The organism is Acidobacteriota bacterium, from assembly GCA_009861545.1.
In the GTDB taxonomy this organism is placed as follows: Bacteria; Acidobacteriota; Vicinamibacteria; order Vicinamibacterales; family UBA8438; genus WTFV01.
Map to the genome: position 1 here is coordinate 126,039 of VXME01000067.1, position 13,911 is coordinate 139,949.

Genomic DNA, 13,911 nt, shown 5'->3' on the forward strand with positions numbered 1-13,911 from the left:
TCGCCCCGCACGCATTCCCCACGGAACGGAGCGGGTCAGAGACAGCGTGACGCTGCACGAAAGGAGTCACGACGTTGGCTGACGTGACGACCACCGAGCACGCCGCCCCGGCGGCGGATGCGCACGGGCACGACGAACACGCCCACGACGACCACGGCCACCACGACCTCGGCTTCTGGCAGACGTACGTGTTCTCCGTCGATCACAAGGTGATCGGCATCCAGTACGCCGTGACGGGGCTGCTCTTCCTGCTGTTCGGCTTCCTGCTGATGATGCTGATGCGCTGGCAGATCGCCTACCCCGGGGAGCCGATTCCCCTGATCGGCGAGTGGCTGGGCGACGAGCGGGCGCCCGGCGGCATCATGCTGCCGGAGTTCTACAACCAGCTCGGGGCCATGCACGGCACCATCATGGTGTTCCTCGGGGTCGTGCCGCTGGCCGTCGGCGGGTTCGGCAACTTCGTGCTGCCGCTGCAGATCGGCGCGCCGGACATGGCGTTCCCGAAGCTGAACATGGCCAGCTACTGGTCGTTCTTCGTCGGCGGCGTGGTGATGTTCGCCAGCTTCTTCGTGCCCGGCGGCGCGGCGAACTCGGGCTGGACATCCTACGCGCCGCTGTCGGTCTTCGCGACCACCGGCCAGACCATGTGGCTGATCGGGATGATCTTCCTGATCACGTCGTCGCTGCTCGGCTCGGTCAACTTCATCGTCACCACGATTCAGTTGCGCGTCCCGGGCCTGAGCTTCATGCGCCTGCCGTTCTTCGTCTGGGCGCAGCTCGTCACCGCGTTCCTCCTGCTGCTGGCCTTTCCGCCCCTCGAGGCGGCCGGCGTCATGCAGTTGATGGACCGCGTGGCGGGCACCAGCTTCTTCCTGCCGGCCGGCCTGGTCTACGCCGACGCGCCGTGGGAGGCGACCGGGGGCGGCAGCGTGCTGCTGTGGCAGCACCTGTTCTGGTTCCTCGCGCATCCCGAGGTCTACGTCCTGATCCTGCCGGCGCTGGGCATCGTCGGCGAGATCATCGCCAACAACACGCGCAAGCCGGTGTGGGGCTACCGCGTGCTGGTCTACTCGGTCGTGTTCCTCGGCTTCATGTCGTTCGTCGTCTGGGCGCACCACATGTTCCTGACCGGCATGGGGACGACGATGAGCTCGTTCTTCCAGACGACGACGATGATCATCTCGATCCCGTCGGTCGTCATCCTGTCGGCGCTGTTCATCACGCTCTACGGCGGGTCGATCCGCTTCACGGTGCCGATGCTGTTCGCGCTGGCGTTCCTGCCGATGTTCGGCATCGGCGGGCTGACCGGGCTGCCGCTGGGCCTGTCGGCGCCCGACATCCACCTGCACGACACCTACTACGTCATCGGCCACTTCCACTACGTGGTCGCGCCGGGCACGCTGATGGCGCTCTTCGGCGGCATCTACTACTGGTTCCCGAAGGCGACCGGCCGGAAGATGAACGACTTCCTCGGGCGGGTCCACTTCTGGGGCTCGTTCGTCTCCATCAACGTCGTCTTCATGCCGATGCTCTACCAGGGGCTGGCGGGGATGAACCGCCGGATGTACGACGGCGGCGAGCAGTACATGATGAACGCGGACGTGCTGTGGCTGAACGAGGTGATCAGCATCGGCGCGTGGGTGCTCGGCCTGTTCCAGCTCCCGTTCATCTACAACTTCTTCCGCAGCATCAAGCACGGCGAGAAGGTGGACGACAACCCGTGGCAGGCCACGACCATCGAGTGGCAGGCGCCGTCGCCGCCGCCGCACGGCAACTTCTCGGCGCCGCCGATGGCGTACCGCGGGCCTTACGAGTACAGCGTGCCGGGCGCGGCCCGCGACTTCCTGATGCAGGGTGAACCCGATACGGCGGCGGCCGAGCAGGCCAAGGTGTAGCGAACGTCATGGAGATTCCGTACATCGTCGAAGAACGGTCCGACACCGGGCTCAACAACGTCAAGCTCGGCATCTGGCTCTTCCTGGCGTCCGAGGTCATGCTCTTCGGCGCGCTCTTCTCGTCCTACGTGCTGCTGCGCCTGATGGCGACCGAGTGGCCGTTCGGCGTGGACGTGCTCAACGTTCCGCTCGGCACGGTCAACACCGCCGTGCTGATCGGGTCGAGCGTCACGATGGTCATGGCCTACGCGTCGCTCAAGATGGACGACTTCGGCCGCTTCAGGTTCTGGCTGGCGTTCACCATCGTCCTGTCGCTGGTCTTCATGGTCATCAAGGGATTCGAGTACAACCACGAGTTCGAGATCGGCAACTTCCCGTGGACGAGCACCTACCTCGCGATCTACTACACGATGACCGGCCTGCACGCGCTGCACATCATCGGCGGCGTCGTCGTGAACACGTATCTCCTTCTGCCGGGCTCGAAGATGTGGAAGACGAACAAGGCGCAGTTCACGAACCGGATAGAGGCGGCCGGCCTCTACTGGCACTTCGTCGACCTGGTGTGGATCTTCCTGTTCCCGGTGCTCTACCTGCTGTAGGGTGGGACGGACGCGAGAACGCACAACATCGAGAGCATCATGAGCGAAGACGTTCAGGCGCACATCAAGACGTACTTGAAGGTCGGCGGCGCGCTGGCCGTGCTGACAGTGATCACCGTGGCGGTGTCGTACATCGATTTCTGGGGCGTGCCGTTCGCGGTGTTCGTGGCGCTCGTCATCGCGGGGACCAAGGGCTCGCTGGTGGTCAGCTTCTTCATGCACCTCATCGAGGAGAAGAAGATGATCCTGGCGACGCTCGTGCTCACCGTGTTCTTCTTCATCGTCCTGATCTTCCTGCCGCTCCTGGGGCACGCGGACAGGCACGGCGAGTACTACACGCTGCCGAACGCCAACGCGCCGGCCGCGGCGCCGGCGGCGGGCCACTAGCCGGATCGCGAAGACGGGAGCCGCGCCATGTCGCTCCGAGCCATTCACCTCGTGTTCATCGCCGCGTCGATCCTGCTGGCGGCGTTCATGGTCATCTGGGGCGTGGCGATGTTCATGACCGAGCGCGGCGTGGCCTGGCATCTGGCGTTCGCGGCGGGATCGTTCTGCGCGGTCGTGGCGATGGGGATCTACGCGGTGAAGTTCGTTCGGAAGACCCGCGAGATCGGGATGCACTGATCGGGCGCTCGAGGGAAAGGGAGCAGGCCGATGACAGGAACCGGAGCGAAAGCCGCGCGGGTCGTTGCGCTGGCGGCGACGCTGTTCGTTCTCGCGCCCGCGGTCGCGTGGGCATGCCCGATCTGCTTCGGGGCGGATCCCGACTCGGCGACCGGCCGCAGCGTGAACTGGGCCGTCTTCACGCTGCTCGGGGTCACCGGCGGGGTGCTGAGCGGCTTCGTCGGCTTCTTTTTTCATCTGTTGAAGCGTTCCCGGCAGGCGCTGGGAAACGATGCGGCGTTCGAGGCCGCGGTGCGGCGCGGCCAGCCCGGAGGGGAATCGTAGATGGGTGAACTACTGGGATTGCCGATCCAGGCGTCGGAGCACGCGCCCGAGATCGACGAGATGATCGTTCTGATCCACTGGCTGATGGCGGTGCTGTTCGTCGGCTGGGGGACCTTCTACGTCTATACCCTGATCCGGTTCCGGGCGAGCGCCAATCCGAAGGCGGACTACACCGGCGTCACGAGCCACACGTCGAGCTACCTGGAGATCGGCGTGGCGGTCATCGAGGCGGTGCTGCTGATCGGTTTCGCCGTCCCCGCCTGGGCGCACCGGGTGAACGACATCCCGCCGGAGGAAGAGGCGACCGTCGTCAACGTGATCGGCAAGCAGTTCGAGTGGATCTCGCACTATCCGGGCCCCGACGGCCGGTGGGGGCGGCGCGACATCAGCCTCATCACGCCGACCAACAACATCGGTCTCGACCGCAGCGACCCGAACGGCGCCGACGACATCGTGTCGATCAACCAGTTGAACCTGCCGATCAACAAGCCGGTAATCATCAACCTGTCGTCGCAGGACGTCATCCACAGCTTCGGCATCGCGGAGATGCGCGTCAAGCAGGACGCCGTACCGGGTTTGCAGATTCCGGTCTGGTGGGTACCGAACGTGCTCGGTCAGTTCGAGGTCAACTGCTCGCAGCTCTGCGGTCTCGGCCACTACCGGATGCGCGGCTTCGTGACGATCATGGAGCAGGACGAGTACGACGCCTGGCTGGAGGAGGAGGCGTCCTTCCTCACCGGCAACTAGGAACCCGAGCACCCCAGGAAGTCTTCCAGCAAGGCGGCCCACGAAGCGCGCCGTGCCTTGCGAACGCCGCAGGCGCGTAGAGGACTGCGTCGCTATCCCGGCAGAGTCCGGCATCAACCGCCGGCGGCGGCAATCGCCTCCCGGAGATCGGCGACGATCCGCTCCATCAGATCGCCCGCCTCGGATACGTCCTCCAACGCGATTCCCGCCGCCGCGTCTATCCGCTGCTGGAACGGTCCTATGGGCAGCGCGAGCTTCGCCGCGTCGATCATCGCCCGCAGGGTCTCGAGGCGAAGCTGCTGGTAACGCTGGTGCTCGGGGGAGCTGAGCTCGACCGGCAGGGCGGGAGGCCGCGGGGTCGGAGATTCCGGAGCCGGAACGGCATCGCCCGGCGCGGCGGCGCCCGAGGGATCGCCCGGCGGCGGGACGCCGGCGGACGGGTTGGCGGCCTCGGGTTCCGCAACCCGCGGCGCCGCATCGCCGGTCCCGGCGACCGGGTCGCCCCCGCCGGCCGGAGCCTCGGCCCGGCCGCAGGCGGCAACGCCGGCGCAGAACGCTGCCGCGACGACCACCAGGCCCGCCAGCAGCGCGCGGCGCGCCCCGTATCGCGCAACGTTTGCGCCGTGACTCATGGCCCGCGCCGGCGTCTCCTCCACGGATCGCTCCCTCGCTGCTTTCACCCGCCCGGCCCGTCGAGCGTCGCCGAACGCGACCGCTACGGTCGCGCCGCGGCTTCCGATTGCCGCCCAACCAGGCCTGACTAGCGCCCGGCGGCGGCCAACTCCTCGCGGATGATCTCGACGAACGTCGCGTAGGACGCCGCGCCCAGGACCACCCGTCCGTTGAGGAACAGCGTCGGCGTCGACGACACCCCGTGGCTCATGCCGATGCGCATGTCCCGATCCACCGTCGCAGCGTGCCGGCCGCTGTCGAGGCACTCGTTGAACGCGCCCGGATCGAGCCCCAGGTCGACGGCGTAGCCCTTCAGCGCGTCGACGTCGAGCGAGCCCTGACTGGCGAACATCGTATCGTGCAGCTCCCAGAATCGGCCCTGCTCGTGGGCGCAGTTGCCGGCCTCGGCCGCCTTGAACGCGTTCGGATGGCTCGGCAGCGGGTAGTCCTTGTAGACGAACCGGATCTGACCCTCGAACTGCTCCATCAACCGCTCCACCGTCTCGGTGGCCCGCCTGCAGTAGGGGCAGTCGAAGTCGGAGAACTCGATGAGCTCTATCGGCGCGGTGTCGGGTCCGCGCGCCGGATCCTCGGCCAGCGCCTCGACGCCGTACCGCGGCGCCTCGAGCATCACCGACACGTCGCCGGCCAGCGCCCGCAGCTCGCTCATGTAGGCATGCAGCGCCTGCAACGGCCGCTGCTGATCGAGCACGGCGCGGATCTCGGGCCGCATCTGCTCCAGGGTGCGTCCCGGGAAGCGGTCCCGGTTCCGCTCGTAGATCAGATCGATCTCCGCGTCGGTCACCTCGATCATCCGGTCCGGCAGTTCCGCTTCCAGCAGCTCGTTGCGCGTCATGCCGCGCGCGGCCGCCTCCCGCTCCACGAGCCGCTCGCCCACGAGCACGTCGAGGGCGCGCCGCCGGGTGTCGTACAGCTCCTGGAGCATCCGGAGCCGCGACGACGCGTCGTTGCGCCGCCACGCATCCTCGAGTTCGGCGAACGTCACCGCGGCGTCGCCGATGCGGGCCACCACCGTATCGTCCCGCTGCTGGGCCGCGGCGGGCGCCGCCGCCAGAAACAGGCCGACAATCGCCGCCGATAGCCAAGTCGTTCTTGAAGACATAAGGAGTGCACTGTACCACCGTTCCGCGACGCCCGGCCGGCGCACCTCCGTATAATGCCGCCCCGATGCCCTCGCACCGGATCGCGGCGCGCGCCCCCCGCGGCCAGGCGGTGGAAACGGACGTCCGCACGGACGCAGAGACCATCTCGGCGATCCTGGAGGACGCGGCGCACGTTCCGGGCGGACACGCGGCCGGGGTGGCCCGGCCGGCCACCGAGGCGGACGTCGCCGCGCTGATCGCGGGCGCCTCCCGCGTGCTGCCGATCGGCGCCCAGTCGTCGCTGACCGGCGGCGCGACGCCGATGGGCGATGTCGTGCTCGACCTGCAGCGATTCGACCGTATCGTTTCCATCGGCGCGGACGAGGTCGTGGTCCAGCCCGGTGTGCCGATCGGCGTGCTGCAGGCGGCGCTCGCGCGGGACGGCCGGTTCTATCCACCGGCGCCCACCTTCGACGGCGCGTGCGCGGGCGGCGTGGTCGCCACGAACGCGGCCGGAGCAGCCACGTTCAAGTACGGGACGACGCGCGACTGGGTGCGGGGGCTCACCGTGGTGCTGGCGACCGGCGACGTCCTCGATCTGACCCGCGGCGAGACGACCGCCCATCCGGACGGCTACTTCGAGGTGGTCACCGGAGAAGGGGCGATCCGCGTGCCCGTGCCCACCTACCGCATGCCGGATGTTCCGAAGTGCTCGGCCGGCTACTTCGCGGCGGCCGGCATGGACCTGGTCGACCTCTTCGTCGGTTCCGAGGGAACGCTCGGGGTCGTCACCGAGGCGACGTTCGCGGTGGTCGCACCGGCGCCGCGGGTGGCGATGGTATGGATCACCCTGCCGAGCGGAGGGGCGGCGACCGATCTGACGCGGAGGCTGCGAACTGCGGCGCGGGATGCCCGGCGCCATGGCGCGGCGCGCGGCGTCGACGTGGCCGCCATCGAGCACCTGGATGCGCGCAGCCTCGCGATCGTGCGGGAGGACGGGGTGGCGCGGCGGCACCAGGTGGCGGCGCCGGACGATGCGCAGGCGGCCCTGCTCGCGCAGGTCGAGCTGCCGCCGGGAGCCGCGCCGACGCCCGGTGCGGCCTATGACGAGATCGGCGGCGCCCTCGCCGGCGACGCGCCGGATACGCCGCTCGTGCGACTCTGCCGGCTGCTCGCGGATGCCGGTGTGCTCGACGACGCGGAAATCGCGCTGCCCGGCGACCGGCGGCAGGCGCACCTGACCGCGATGCGCGAGGCGGTGCCGGAGGGCGTCAACCGCCGCGTCGGCGAGGCGAAGCGCGGGAACGCCGCCATCGAGAAGACCGCGGCGGACATGATCGTGCCGTTCGCACGGTTCGACGAGAGCCTGGCGTTCTTCCACCGGTCGTTCCATGCACGCAGTCTCGACTACGCCATCTGGGGCCATATCTCGGACGGCAACGTTCACCCCAACGTGATTCCCGCTACGATGGAGGACGTGATGCGCGGCAGGCAGGCCATCCTGGAGTGCGGGCGGGAGATCATCAGCCTCGGCGGCTGCCCGCTCGCCGAGCACGGCGTCGGCCGCAACCCGGTCAAGCAGTCGCTGCTCCGGGAGCTGTACGGTGCGGAGGGCGTCGCGCAGATGCGCGCCGTGAAGGCCGCGCTCGACCCGCACGGCAAGCTGGCGCCGGGTGTCCTCTTCCCGGCCGCCGCGGACGGGATGGCGTGATGGAACGGGGAAGGAACCCGATGGGCCGGTTTCTCGTCAACTGGCTGACCAACGGCGTGGCGCTCGGCGCCGTCGCCTGGATCCTGCCCGGGGTGACGATCGCCTCGCTGCCCGCCCTCGCGGTGGCGGCGGTAGTGCTGGGCGTGGTCAACACGATCGTCAAGCCGGTGCTCGTCGTGCTGACGCTGCCGCTGACCGTGATGACGCTCGGCGTCTTCTACCTCATCGTCAACGGCGTCGCCTTCGCCCTGGCCGCCTGGATCGTGCCGGGCTTCGAGGTCCGGTCGTTGGGGTGGGCGATTCTCGGCGCGGCGCTGGTCGGGCTGGTATCGATGTTCATCGGCGGCTTCCAGCAGCCGCCGTCACGTACCCGGATCGACGTGATCGACGTGACGGCCCGCCGGGACTGACGCGAACCCGCCCGGGGCGGTCTACAACTCGACGCGCCGCAGGCGGAGCGCGTTGCCGACCACCGACAGCGAACTCAGGGTCATCGCAGCGCTCGCCCACATGGGACTGATCAGCAGGCCGATGAACGGATAGAGCAACCCGGCCGCAACAGGGACGCCGACTCCGTTGTAGACGAACGCCAGGACCAGATTCTGGCGGACGTTGCGCATCGTCGCGCGGCTGAGCCGCCGCGCCCTGGCGATGGCCCGCAGGTCGCCCCGGACCAGGGTGATCCCGGCGCTCTCCATGGCAACGTCCGTGCCCGTGCCCATGGCGATGCCGACGGCCGCCTCGGCCAGGGCCGGCGCGTCGTTGATGCCGTCGCCCGCCATCGCCACCGTTCGTCCACGGGCCTGCTCGTTCGCCACGAGACGGCGCTTGTCGGCCGGCAGCACACCGGCCACCACGTCCGCGGGGTCGATGCCCACCTCGGCGGCCACCGCCTCGGCGGTCGCGCGGCTGTCGCCGGTCGCCATCACGATGCGCAAGCCTTCGCGGCGCAGAAGGTCGATCGCCTTCGGAGTGGACGCCTTGATCGGATCGACGACGCCGATCACGCCTCGAAGAGTCCCGTCCACGGCGACGAGAATCACGGTCTCGCCGCGACCGCGCCCGGCGTCGGCAAGAGCCGTCAGACCGTGGGCGTCGATCCCCTGCGTCTCCAGAAACGCCGCGGTCCCGATTACCACCTGCCGGCCGTCTACGCGCCCGGCCACGCCGCCGCCGGTTTCCGACAGGAAGTCGTTCGCAACAACCGGCGCCAGGCCGCGGGCGTCGGCCTCGGCGATGACCGCTCCCGCGAGAGGATGCTCGCTGGCCCGCTCGACCCCGGCCGCCAGCCGCAGAAGCTCGTCCTCGTCGACGTCGCCGCCAGATGCGGCCGCCACGGTTCGAACGCGCGGGTTTCCTTCGGTCAGCGTGCCGGTCTTGTCCACGATGAGCGTGTCGACCTTCTCGAGGGTCTCCAGCGCTTCGGCATCGCGGATGAGCACGCCGGCTGTCGCTCCGCGCCCGGTTCCGACCATGATGGCCATCGGCGTCGCCAGCCCCAAGGCGCATGGGCAGGCGATGATGAGCACGGCGACGGCGCTGACCAGCGCCAGCGCCAGCCGCGGCTCGGGGCCCCAGAGCGCCCAGCCGGCGAACGCCGCGACCGCAACGGTGACGACCGCCGGCACGAACCAGCCGGCCAGCCGGTCCGCCACCCGCTGAATCGGCGCGCGGCTGCGCTGCGCCTCGCTCACCATCCGCACGATCTGGGCGAGCATGGTCTCCGCACCGACCCGCTCGGCGCGCATCGTCAGGCTTCCGGTCCCGTTCACGGTGGCGCCGATCACCGCATCCCCGGGTCCCTTCTCGACCGGGATCGGCTCGCCACTGACCATCGACTCGTCGACCGCACTGCGCCCGTCGACGACCACCCCGTCCACCGGGACGCGCTCGCCCGGACGCACGCGCAGCAGCTCTCCGACGCGAACCTCGGCCAGCGGCACGTCCCGGTCGGGCGCACCGCCGGCACCCGCCTTGTCCGGCGTCCCTGCCCCGGTGTCGCCGCCTTCGATCCGATGCGCGACCGCCGGCGCCAGACCGAGCAGCGACCGGAGCGCGGCGCCGGTTCGATGCCGCGCCCGCAGCTCCAGCACCTGCCCGAGGAGCACCAGCACGATGATGACCACCGCCGTGTCGAAGTACGGCTCGACCCCGCCCTCCATCCGGAAACCGGCCGGAAAGCTGCCGGGGGCTACCGTCGCCGCCGCGCTGTAGAGAAATGCCGCGCCGACGCCGAGCGCGATCAGCGTGAACATGTTCGGGCTGCGATTGACGATCGACGCCCAGCCCCGCTCGAAGAAGGGGCGCCCGGCCCACAGCACGACCGGCGCGGCGCAGGCGAGCTGGATCCAGTTCGAGACGGTCCGGCTCAAGGGCAGCGCCGACGCGCCGGCCACCATCTCGGTCATTGCTATGCCGAACACCGGCAGCCCGATCGCCGCGGCGATCCGGAACCGGCGCGTCATGTCGGCCAGCTCCGGGTTCGGCGCTTCCTCCTGCGTCACCGCCCGCGGCTCGAGCGCCATGCCGCAGTTCGGACAGGGGACCGGCTCGGTCTCCCGTACCCCCGGGCACATCGGGCAGACGTACTCGACCGCCGCCGGCGGCGCCGCGACGAACTCCGGCTCGAGCGCCATGCCGCAGTGCGGGCAGGGGACCGGCTCGGTCTCCCGTACCCCCGGGCACATCGGGCAGACGTACGCCGCAACCGTCGTCCCCGGCGCTCCTGCGGCGGGCGGTCGTGTCCGGGCGCCTGCATGCCCGGCTTCGTGGCCGGCCGGCCCATGGCCGTGTCCGGCATGTCCGCAGGCCGCGCCCTCGCCGTCTGCTCCGCAGCCGGGGCGCGAACCGTCGCGGCCGTCCGGCGCGTGCCCATGGCGGGCGGCGGGGTTATCCGCGGACTCGTCGCGTGTACGCAGGAACGCTTCGGGATCGGTCTGAAACGCCGCCTGACACCCGCCGCAGCAGAACAGGTAGGTCGTGCCCCCGTGTTCGTGCGTGAACCGCGCCTTGTCCGGATTTACGGTCATGCCGCACACCGGATCCCGTGTCTCGATTGCCATCGCCTCTCCGGTCAGGATAGCAGCGGAAGGACCGGGCGGTCGTGGCGGGAGCGCCTCACAGCTCCCGCAGAGCCGTCGCCACGGGCAGCCGCGCCGCCCGGATGGCGGGGAAGAGGCCCCCGAAGAAGCCCATCACGACGGCCCACGCGATGCCCTGGACGAGCAGCGCGGGAGTGACCGCGAAGGCGAACGCCACCTGGCTGAAGGTCTGCCAGTTGATGGTGGCGGTCTGGTAGCCGTTGAAGCCGGCGTAGGCGAGCACCCCGCCGATGACGCCGCCGGTCACGCACAGCGCCACCGACTCGACCATCACCGAGATGACCACCGGCAGGCCGCCGAAGCCGAGCGCGCGAAGCGTCGCGATCTCGCGCGTCCGCGCCGCGACGGCCGTGTACATCGTGTTGATGCCGCCGAACACCGCGCCGATGCCCATCAGGAGCGCGATCACCGTGCCGATGCCGGTGATGATGCCGGTGATGGCCTCGGACTGTCCCGAGTAGTAGTCGTCCTCGCGCTCGACCATCACATCCAGCCGCGGGTCGGTCGTCAGCGCGTCCTTGAACGCGTCGAAGTCGCCGGCCGAGTCGAGCTTCGCGTAGACCGACTGGAACGTGTCGCCGCGGCGGTAGGCGGGCTGCAGCACGCGGGCGTCGCACCAGATCTCCGACTCGGCGATGGTGCCGTCCGCCTCGAAGATGCCGACCACCTCCCACGTGCTCTCGCCCCAGCGCTGGGTCGAGCCGAGATCGATGCCCGCGAACTGGTTGGCCGCGCTGCGGCCGACGATGATCTCGTTGGTGCCGGGCCGGAAGATGCGGCCCTCGACGATGCGGATCTCGTCGCGGACCCGGAACGCGGCCGGCTCCACGCCGCGCAGCGGCACGTTGGCCGGGGACCCGGTGCTCCGCTTGGGCACGTCCACCACCACGAACAGCTCGGCCGAGGCGACCGGACCGCCGTCGCCCCGCTGCACGCCGGGCGCGTCCTTGACGATGCGGGTGGTGGCGAGCGTGATGCCGCTGCTCAGCTCGGAGTCGCTCCCGCCACGCATGACGATCGCCGTGTCGGGCGAGCCGGCGCCGGTGAGCGCGGCCCGGAACCCCTCGGCGATGGAGAGCACCGCCACGAAGACGATGACCACCCCCGTCACGCCGATGACGGCGACGACCGACGAGCCGGCCCGCTGGGGCAGGGTGCGCAGGGTGAGCGCGGTGACCGTGAACACCTGGGAGAAGAACCGCATCGTTACACCTTCCGCAGCGCGTCGACGATGCGCAGCCGCGTCGCCAGCAGCGCCGGCACCGCGCCGGCCGCGAACCCGAGCAGAACGACCATCACGCCGCCGATCACCAGATCGCGGGTGGGAAACAGGAACACCGCCAGGAAGCCGCCCGTCGGGTCGCCCAGACCGATCAGCAGCCAACCGACCCCCAGTCCTACCGTCCCGCCGGCGACGGCCAGCGCAAGCGACTCGATCAGCACCAGCATCAGCACGCGCCGGTCGGTGAAGCCGAGCGTCTTCAGGACCGCCAGCTCGTTCGTCCGCTCGCGGATCGACTGCGCCATGGTGTTGGCGGTGATGACCAGGATCGTGAAGAAGACGGCGGCCAGGATCGCGGTCACGATGGCGCCGATGTTGCCGATCTGATCGGCGAAGCCCTGCAGGAACGCCTGCTCGGTGGAGGTCCTCGTCTCGGCCGGGGAATTGGCGAAGCGGGTGTCGATGGCTGCGGCCACCTCCGCGGACCGCGCGGGATCGTCGACGCGGATCACGTACTGGCCCACGAACCGCGCGCCCTGGTCGTTCGCCTCCATCAGGTACTCGTGGTGGAAGAGCATCGTCGACGTGTCGTAGCCCTCCGTGCCCGCCTCGTAGATGCCGTCGATGGTGAACTCCCAGGTCGGTCCGCTCCGCGTGCGGAAGATCGTTCCCTCGATCGGGATCCGGTCGCCCACCTCCCAGCCGAAGCGGTCCGCCGTCACCCGCCCCACGATGGCGCCGGTGCGGTTGCGCAGCCACGCATCGCGCTCCGCGTCGCTCAGCACGATCTCGGGATACAGGCGCAGGTAGCTCTCGGCGTCGACCGCGAACTGTGCGAAGAAGTTGCGCGGGTCCTGGTAGATGCCGCCGAACCAGGACATGTGGCTGATGTCGGCCACCCCGTCGACGGCGGTGATGCGGCCCAGGTAGCTCTCCGGCAGCGGCTGGATGAGCGACACCTTGTGGATCACCAGCATGCGGTCCGCGCCGGCCACCGAGACGCCGGTGCCGAACGCCAGGCGGATGGCGGCCAGGTAGGCGAACAGGACGAACGCCACGACGATCGACAGCACCGTGAACAGCGTCCGCGCCCTGCGGCGGAACAGGTTCTTCCAGACGAGCGGCAGGAACTTCATGACTCCGGCTCCGTGGCGAGCACGCCCTTGTTGAGATGCAGCGTCCGCCGGGCGCGGGCGGCGGCGTGCGCGTCGTGCGTGACCATGACGATGGTCTTGCCGTGCTCGGCGTTGAGCGCCTGCAGCAGGTCGAGGATCTCGTCGCCCGACTTGCGGTCGAGGTCGCCGGTCGGCTCGTCGCACAGCAGCAGCGTCGGGTCGGTGACGATGGCCCGGGCAATGCCGACCCGCTGCTCCTGACCGCCGGAGAGCTGACGCGGATAGTGCCTGGCGCGATCCGAGAGCCCGACCACCTCCAGCGCCGTGGCCACGTGCCGGCGCCGCTCGCTGCGGGACAGCGGCGTCAGCAACAGCGGCAGCTCCACGTTCTTCTCGGCCGTCAGGACCGGCAGCAGGTTGTAGAACTGGAACACGAACCCGACGTGCCGGGCCCGCCAGCCGGCCAGCTTCCCGCCCGCCATGCGGTCGATCCGGTCGCCGCCGACCACGACCTCGCCCTCGGACGGGGTGTCGAGCCCGCCGAGCAGATTCAGCAGGGTCGTCTTGCCGGACCCGGAGGGTCCCATCAGGGCCAGGAAGTCTCCCGCCGGCAGGTCGAGGGTGACGCCCTGCAGGACGTCGATCCGCTCCGACCCGCGCCGGAACACCTTGTGGAGGTTCCGGACCTGTACCAACGCTCCGTTCTCACTCATGGTTCTCACGCATGCCGTGCGCCTCCGGCGTCGAGGGTGTCGGTCGCGGCTTCAATCTGCAATACGCGTCGAGCGTGCGATTCGT

The 13,911-nt window shown here is 69.7% G+C and carries 14 protein-coding genes; 8 read left to right on the top strand and 6 right to left on the bottom strand.

Annotated features, from left to right (window positions below; all coding sequences use genetic code 11):
• Nucleotides 1-83: 83 nt before the first annotated feature.
• From F4X11_10905 to F4X11_10930, 6 genes are read left to right on the top strand one after another with little or no spacing between them, the layout of a single operon-like run.
• Nucleotides 84-1,895: a cytochrome C oxidase subunit I gene (locus F4X11_10905; protein ID MYN65522.1), complete on the top strand. Its 1,812-nt coding sequence runs from the start codon at nt 84-86 to the stop codon at nt 1,893-1,895.
• A gap of 8 nt (nt 1,896-1,903) precedes the next feature.
• The gene (locus F4X11_10910; GenBank protein ID MYN65523.1) at nt 1,904-2,494 is read left to right on the top strand and encodes a heme-copper oxidase subunit III; all 591 of its coding nucleotides are present in this window, start codon (nt 1,904-1,906) and stop codon (nt 2,492-2,494) included.
• Between the two features lie 39 nt (nt 2,495-2,533).
• On the top strand, nt 2,534-2,881 hold the full coding sequence (locus F4X11_10915) for a hypothetical protein (protein MYN65524.1): 348 nt from the start codon (nt 2,534-2,536) through the stop codon (nt 2,879-2,881).
• Nucleotides 2,882-2,908: 27 nt separating this feature from the next.
• Nucleotides 2,909-3,118: a hypothetical protein gene (locus F4X11_10920; GenBank protein ID MYN65525.1), complete on the top strand. Its 210-nt coding sequence runs from the start codon at nt 2,909-2,911 to the stop codon at nt 3,116-3,118.
• A gap of 30 nt (nt 3,119-3,148) precedes the next feature.
• A complete protein-coding gene (locus F4X11_10925; GenBank protein ID MYN65526.1) occupies nt 3,149-3,442 on the top strand; it encodes a hypothetical protein in 294 nt (97 codons plus the stop codon).
• A complete protein-coding gene (locus F4X11_10930; protein ID MYN65527.1) occupies nt 3,443-4,189 on the top strand; it encodes a cytochrome c oxidase subunit II in 747 nt (248 codons plus the stop codon).
• Nucleotides 4,190-4,302: 113 nt separating this feature from the next.
• Here the strand turns inward: F4X11_10930 and F4X11_10935 are convergent, their stop codons facing one another.
• Nucleotides 4,303-4,821, bottom strand: a complete 519-nt coding sequence (locus F4X11_10935) for a hypothetical protein (protein MYN65528.1) — start codon at nt 4,819-4,821, stop codon at nt 4,303-4,305.
• A gap of 128 nt (nt 4,822-4,949) precedes the next feature.
• A complete protein-coding gene (locus tag F4X11_10940; GenBank protein MYN65529.1) occupies nt 4,950-5,984 on the bottom strand; it encodes a thioredoxin domain-containing protein in 1,035 nt (344 codons plus the stop codon).
• 65 nt (nt 5,985-6,049) lie between these two features.
• On the opposite strand from F4X11_10940, the gene F4X11_10945 reads away from it, so the two are divergent.
• Nucleotides 6,050-7,675, top strand: coding sequence for an FAD-binding oxidoreductase (locus tag F4X11_10945; protein ID MYN65530.1), 1,626 nt, complete (start codon nt 6,050-6,052; stop codon nt 7,673-7,675).
• 20 nt (nt 7,676-7,695) lie between these two features.
• Nucleotides 7,696-8,085, top strand: a complete 390-nt coding sequence (locus F4X11_10950) for a phage holin family protein (protein ID MYN65531.1) — start codon at nt 7,696-7,698, stop codon at nt 8,083-8,085.
• Between the two features lie 21 nt (nt 8,086-8,106).
• Here the strand turns inward: F4X11_10950 and F4X11_10955 are convergent, their stop codons facing one another.
• The 4 genes from F4X11_10955 to F4X11_10970 are packed head-to-tail and all read right to left on the bottom strand — an operon-like array spanning nt 8,107 to nt 13,826.
• Complete coding sequence (locus F4X11_10955) at nt 8,107-10,737, bottom strand: heavy metal translocating P-type ATPase (protein MYN65532.1); 2,631 nt, start codon at nt 10,735-10,737, stop codon at nt 8,107-8,109.
• Between the two features lie 55 nt (nt 10,738-10,792).
• Nucleotides 10,793-11,980: an ABC transporter permease gene (locus F4X11_10960; protein MYN65533.1), complete on the bottom strand. Its 1,188-nt coding sequence runs from the start codon at nt 11,978-11,980 to the stop codon at nt 10,793-10,795.
• Between the two features lie 2 nt (nt 11,981-11,982).
• Nucleotides 11,983-13,134, bottom strand: coding sequence for an FtsX-like permease family protein (locus F4X11_10965; protein ID MYN65534.1), 1,152 nt, complete (start codon nt 13,132-13,134; stop codon nt 11,983-11,985).
• A complete protein-coding gene (locus F4X11_10970; protein MYN65535.1) occupies nt 13,131-13,826 on the bottom strand; it encodes an ABC transporter ATP-binding protein in 696 nt (231 codons plus the stop codon). Before F4X11_10970 ends, F4X11_10965 begins: the two co-directional genes overlap by 4 nt.
• Between the last annotated feature and the right edge of the window lie 85 nt (nt 13,827-13,911).

Bases quoted from the DNA above. Each gene is read 5' to 3' on its own strand.
- F4X11_10960 (MYN65533.1), bottom strand. From the start codon at position 11,980: ATGCGGTTCTTCTCCCAGGTGTTCACGGTCACCGCGCTCACCCTGCGC.
- F4X11_10940 (MYN65529.1), bottom strand. From the start codon at position 5,984: ATGTCTTCAAGAACGACTTGGCTATCGGCGGCGATTGTCGGCCTGTTT.
- F4X11_10965 (MYN65534.1), bottom strand. From the start codon at position 13,134: ATGAAGTTCCTGCCGCTCGTCTGGAAGAACCTGTTCCGCCGCAGGGCG.
- F4X11_10925 (MYN65526.1), top strand. From the start codon at position 3,149: ATGACAGGAACCGGAGCGAAAGCCGCGCGGGTCGTTGCGCTGGCGGCG.
- F4X11_10930 (MYN65527.1), top strand. From the start codon at position 3,443: ATGGGTGAACTACTGGGATTGCCGATCCAGGCGTCGGAGCACGCGCCC.
- F4X11_10920 (MYN65525.1), top strand. From the start codon at position 2,909: ATGTCGCTCCGAGCCATTCACCTCGTGTTCATCGCCGCGTCGATCCTG.
- F4X11_10970 (MYN65535.1), bottom strand. From the start codon at position 13,826: ATGAGTGAGAACGGAGCGTTGGTACAGGTCCGGAACCTCCACAAGGTG.
- F4X11_10950 (MYN65531.1), top strand. From the start codon at position 7,696: ATGGGCCGGTTTCTCGTCAACTGGCTGACCAACGGCGTGGCGCTCGGC.
- F4X11_10935 (MYN65528.1), bottom strand. From the start codon at position 4,821: ATGAGTCACGGCGCAAACGTTGCGCGATACGGGGCGCGCCGCGCGCTG.
- F4X11_10915 (MYN65524.1), top strand. From the start codon at position 2,534: ATGAGCGAAGACGTTCAGGCGCACATCAAGACGTACTTGAAGGTCGGC.
- F4X11_10945 (MYN65530.1), top strand. From the start codon at position 6,050: ATGCCCTCGCACCGGATCGCGGCGCGCGCCCCCCGCGGCCAGGCGGTG.
- F4X11_10910 (MYN65523.1), top strand. From the start codon at position 1,904: ATGGAGATTCCGTACATCGTCGAAGAACGGTCCGACACCGGGCTCAAC.
- F4X11_10955 (MYN65532.1), bottom strand. From the start codon at position 10,737: ATGGCAATCGAGACACGGGATCCGGTGTGCGGCATGACCGTAAATCCG.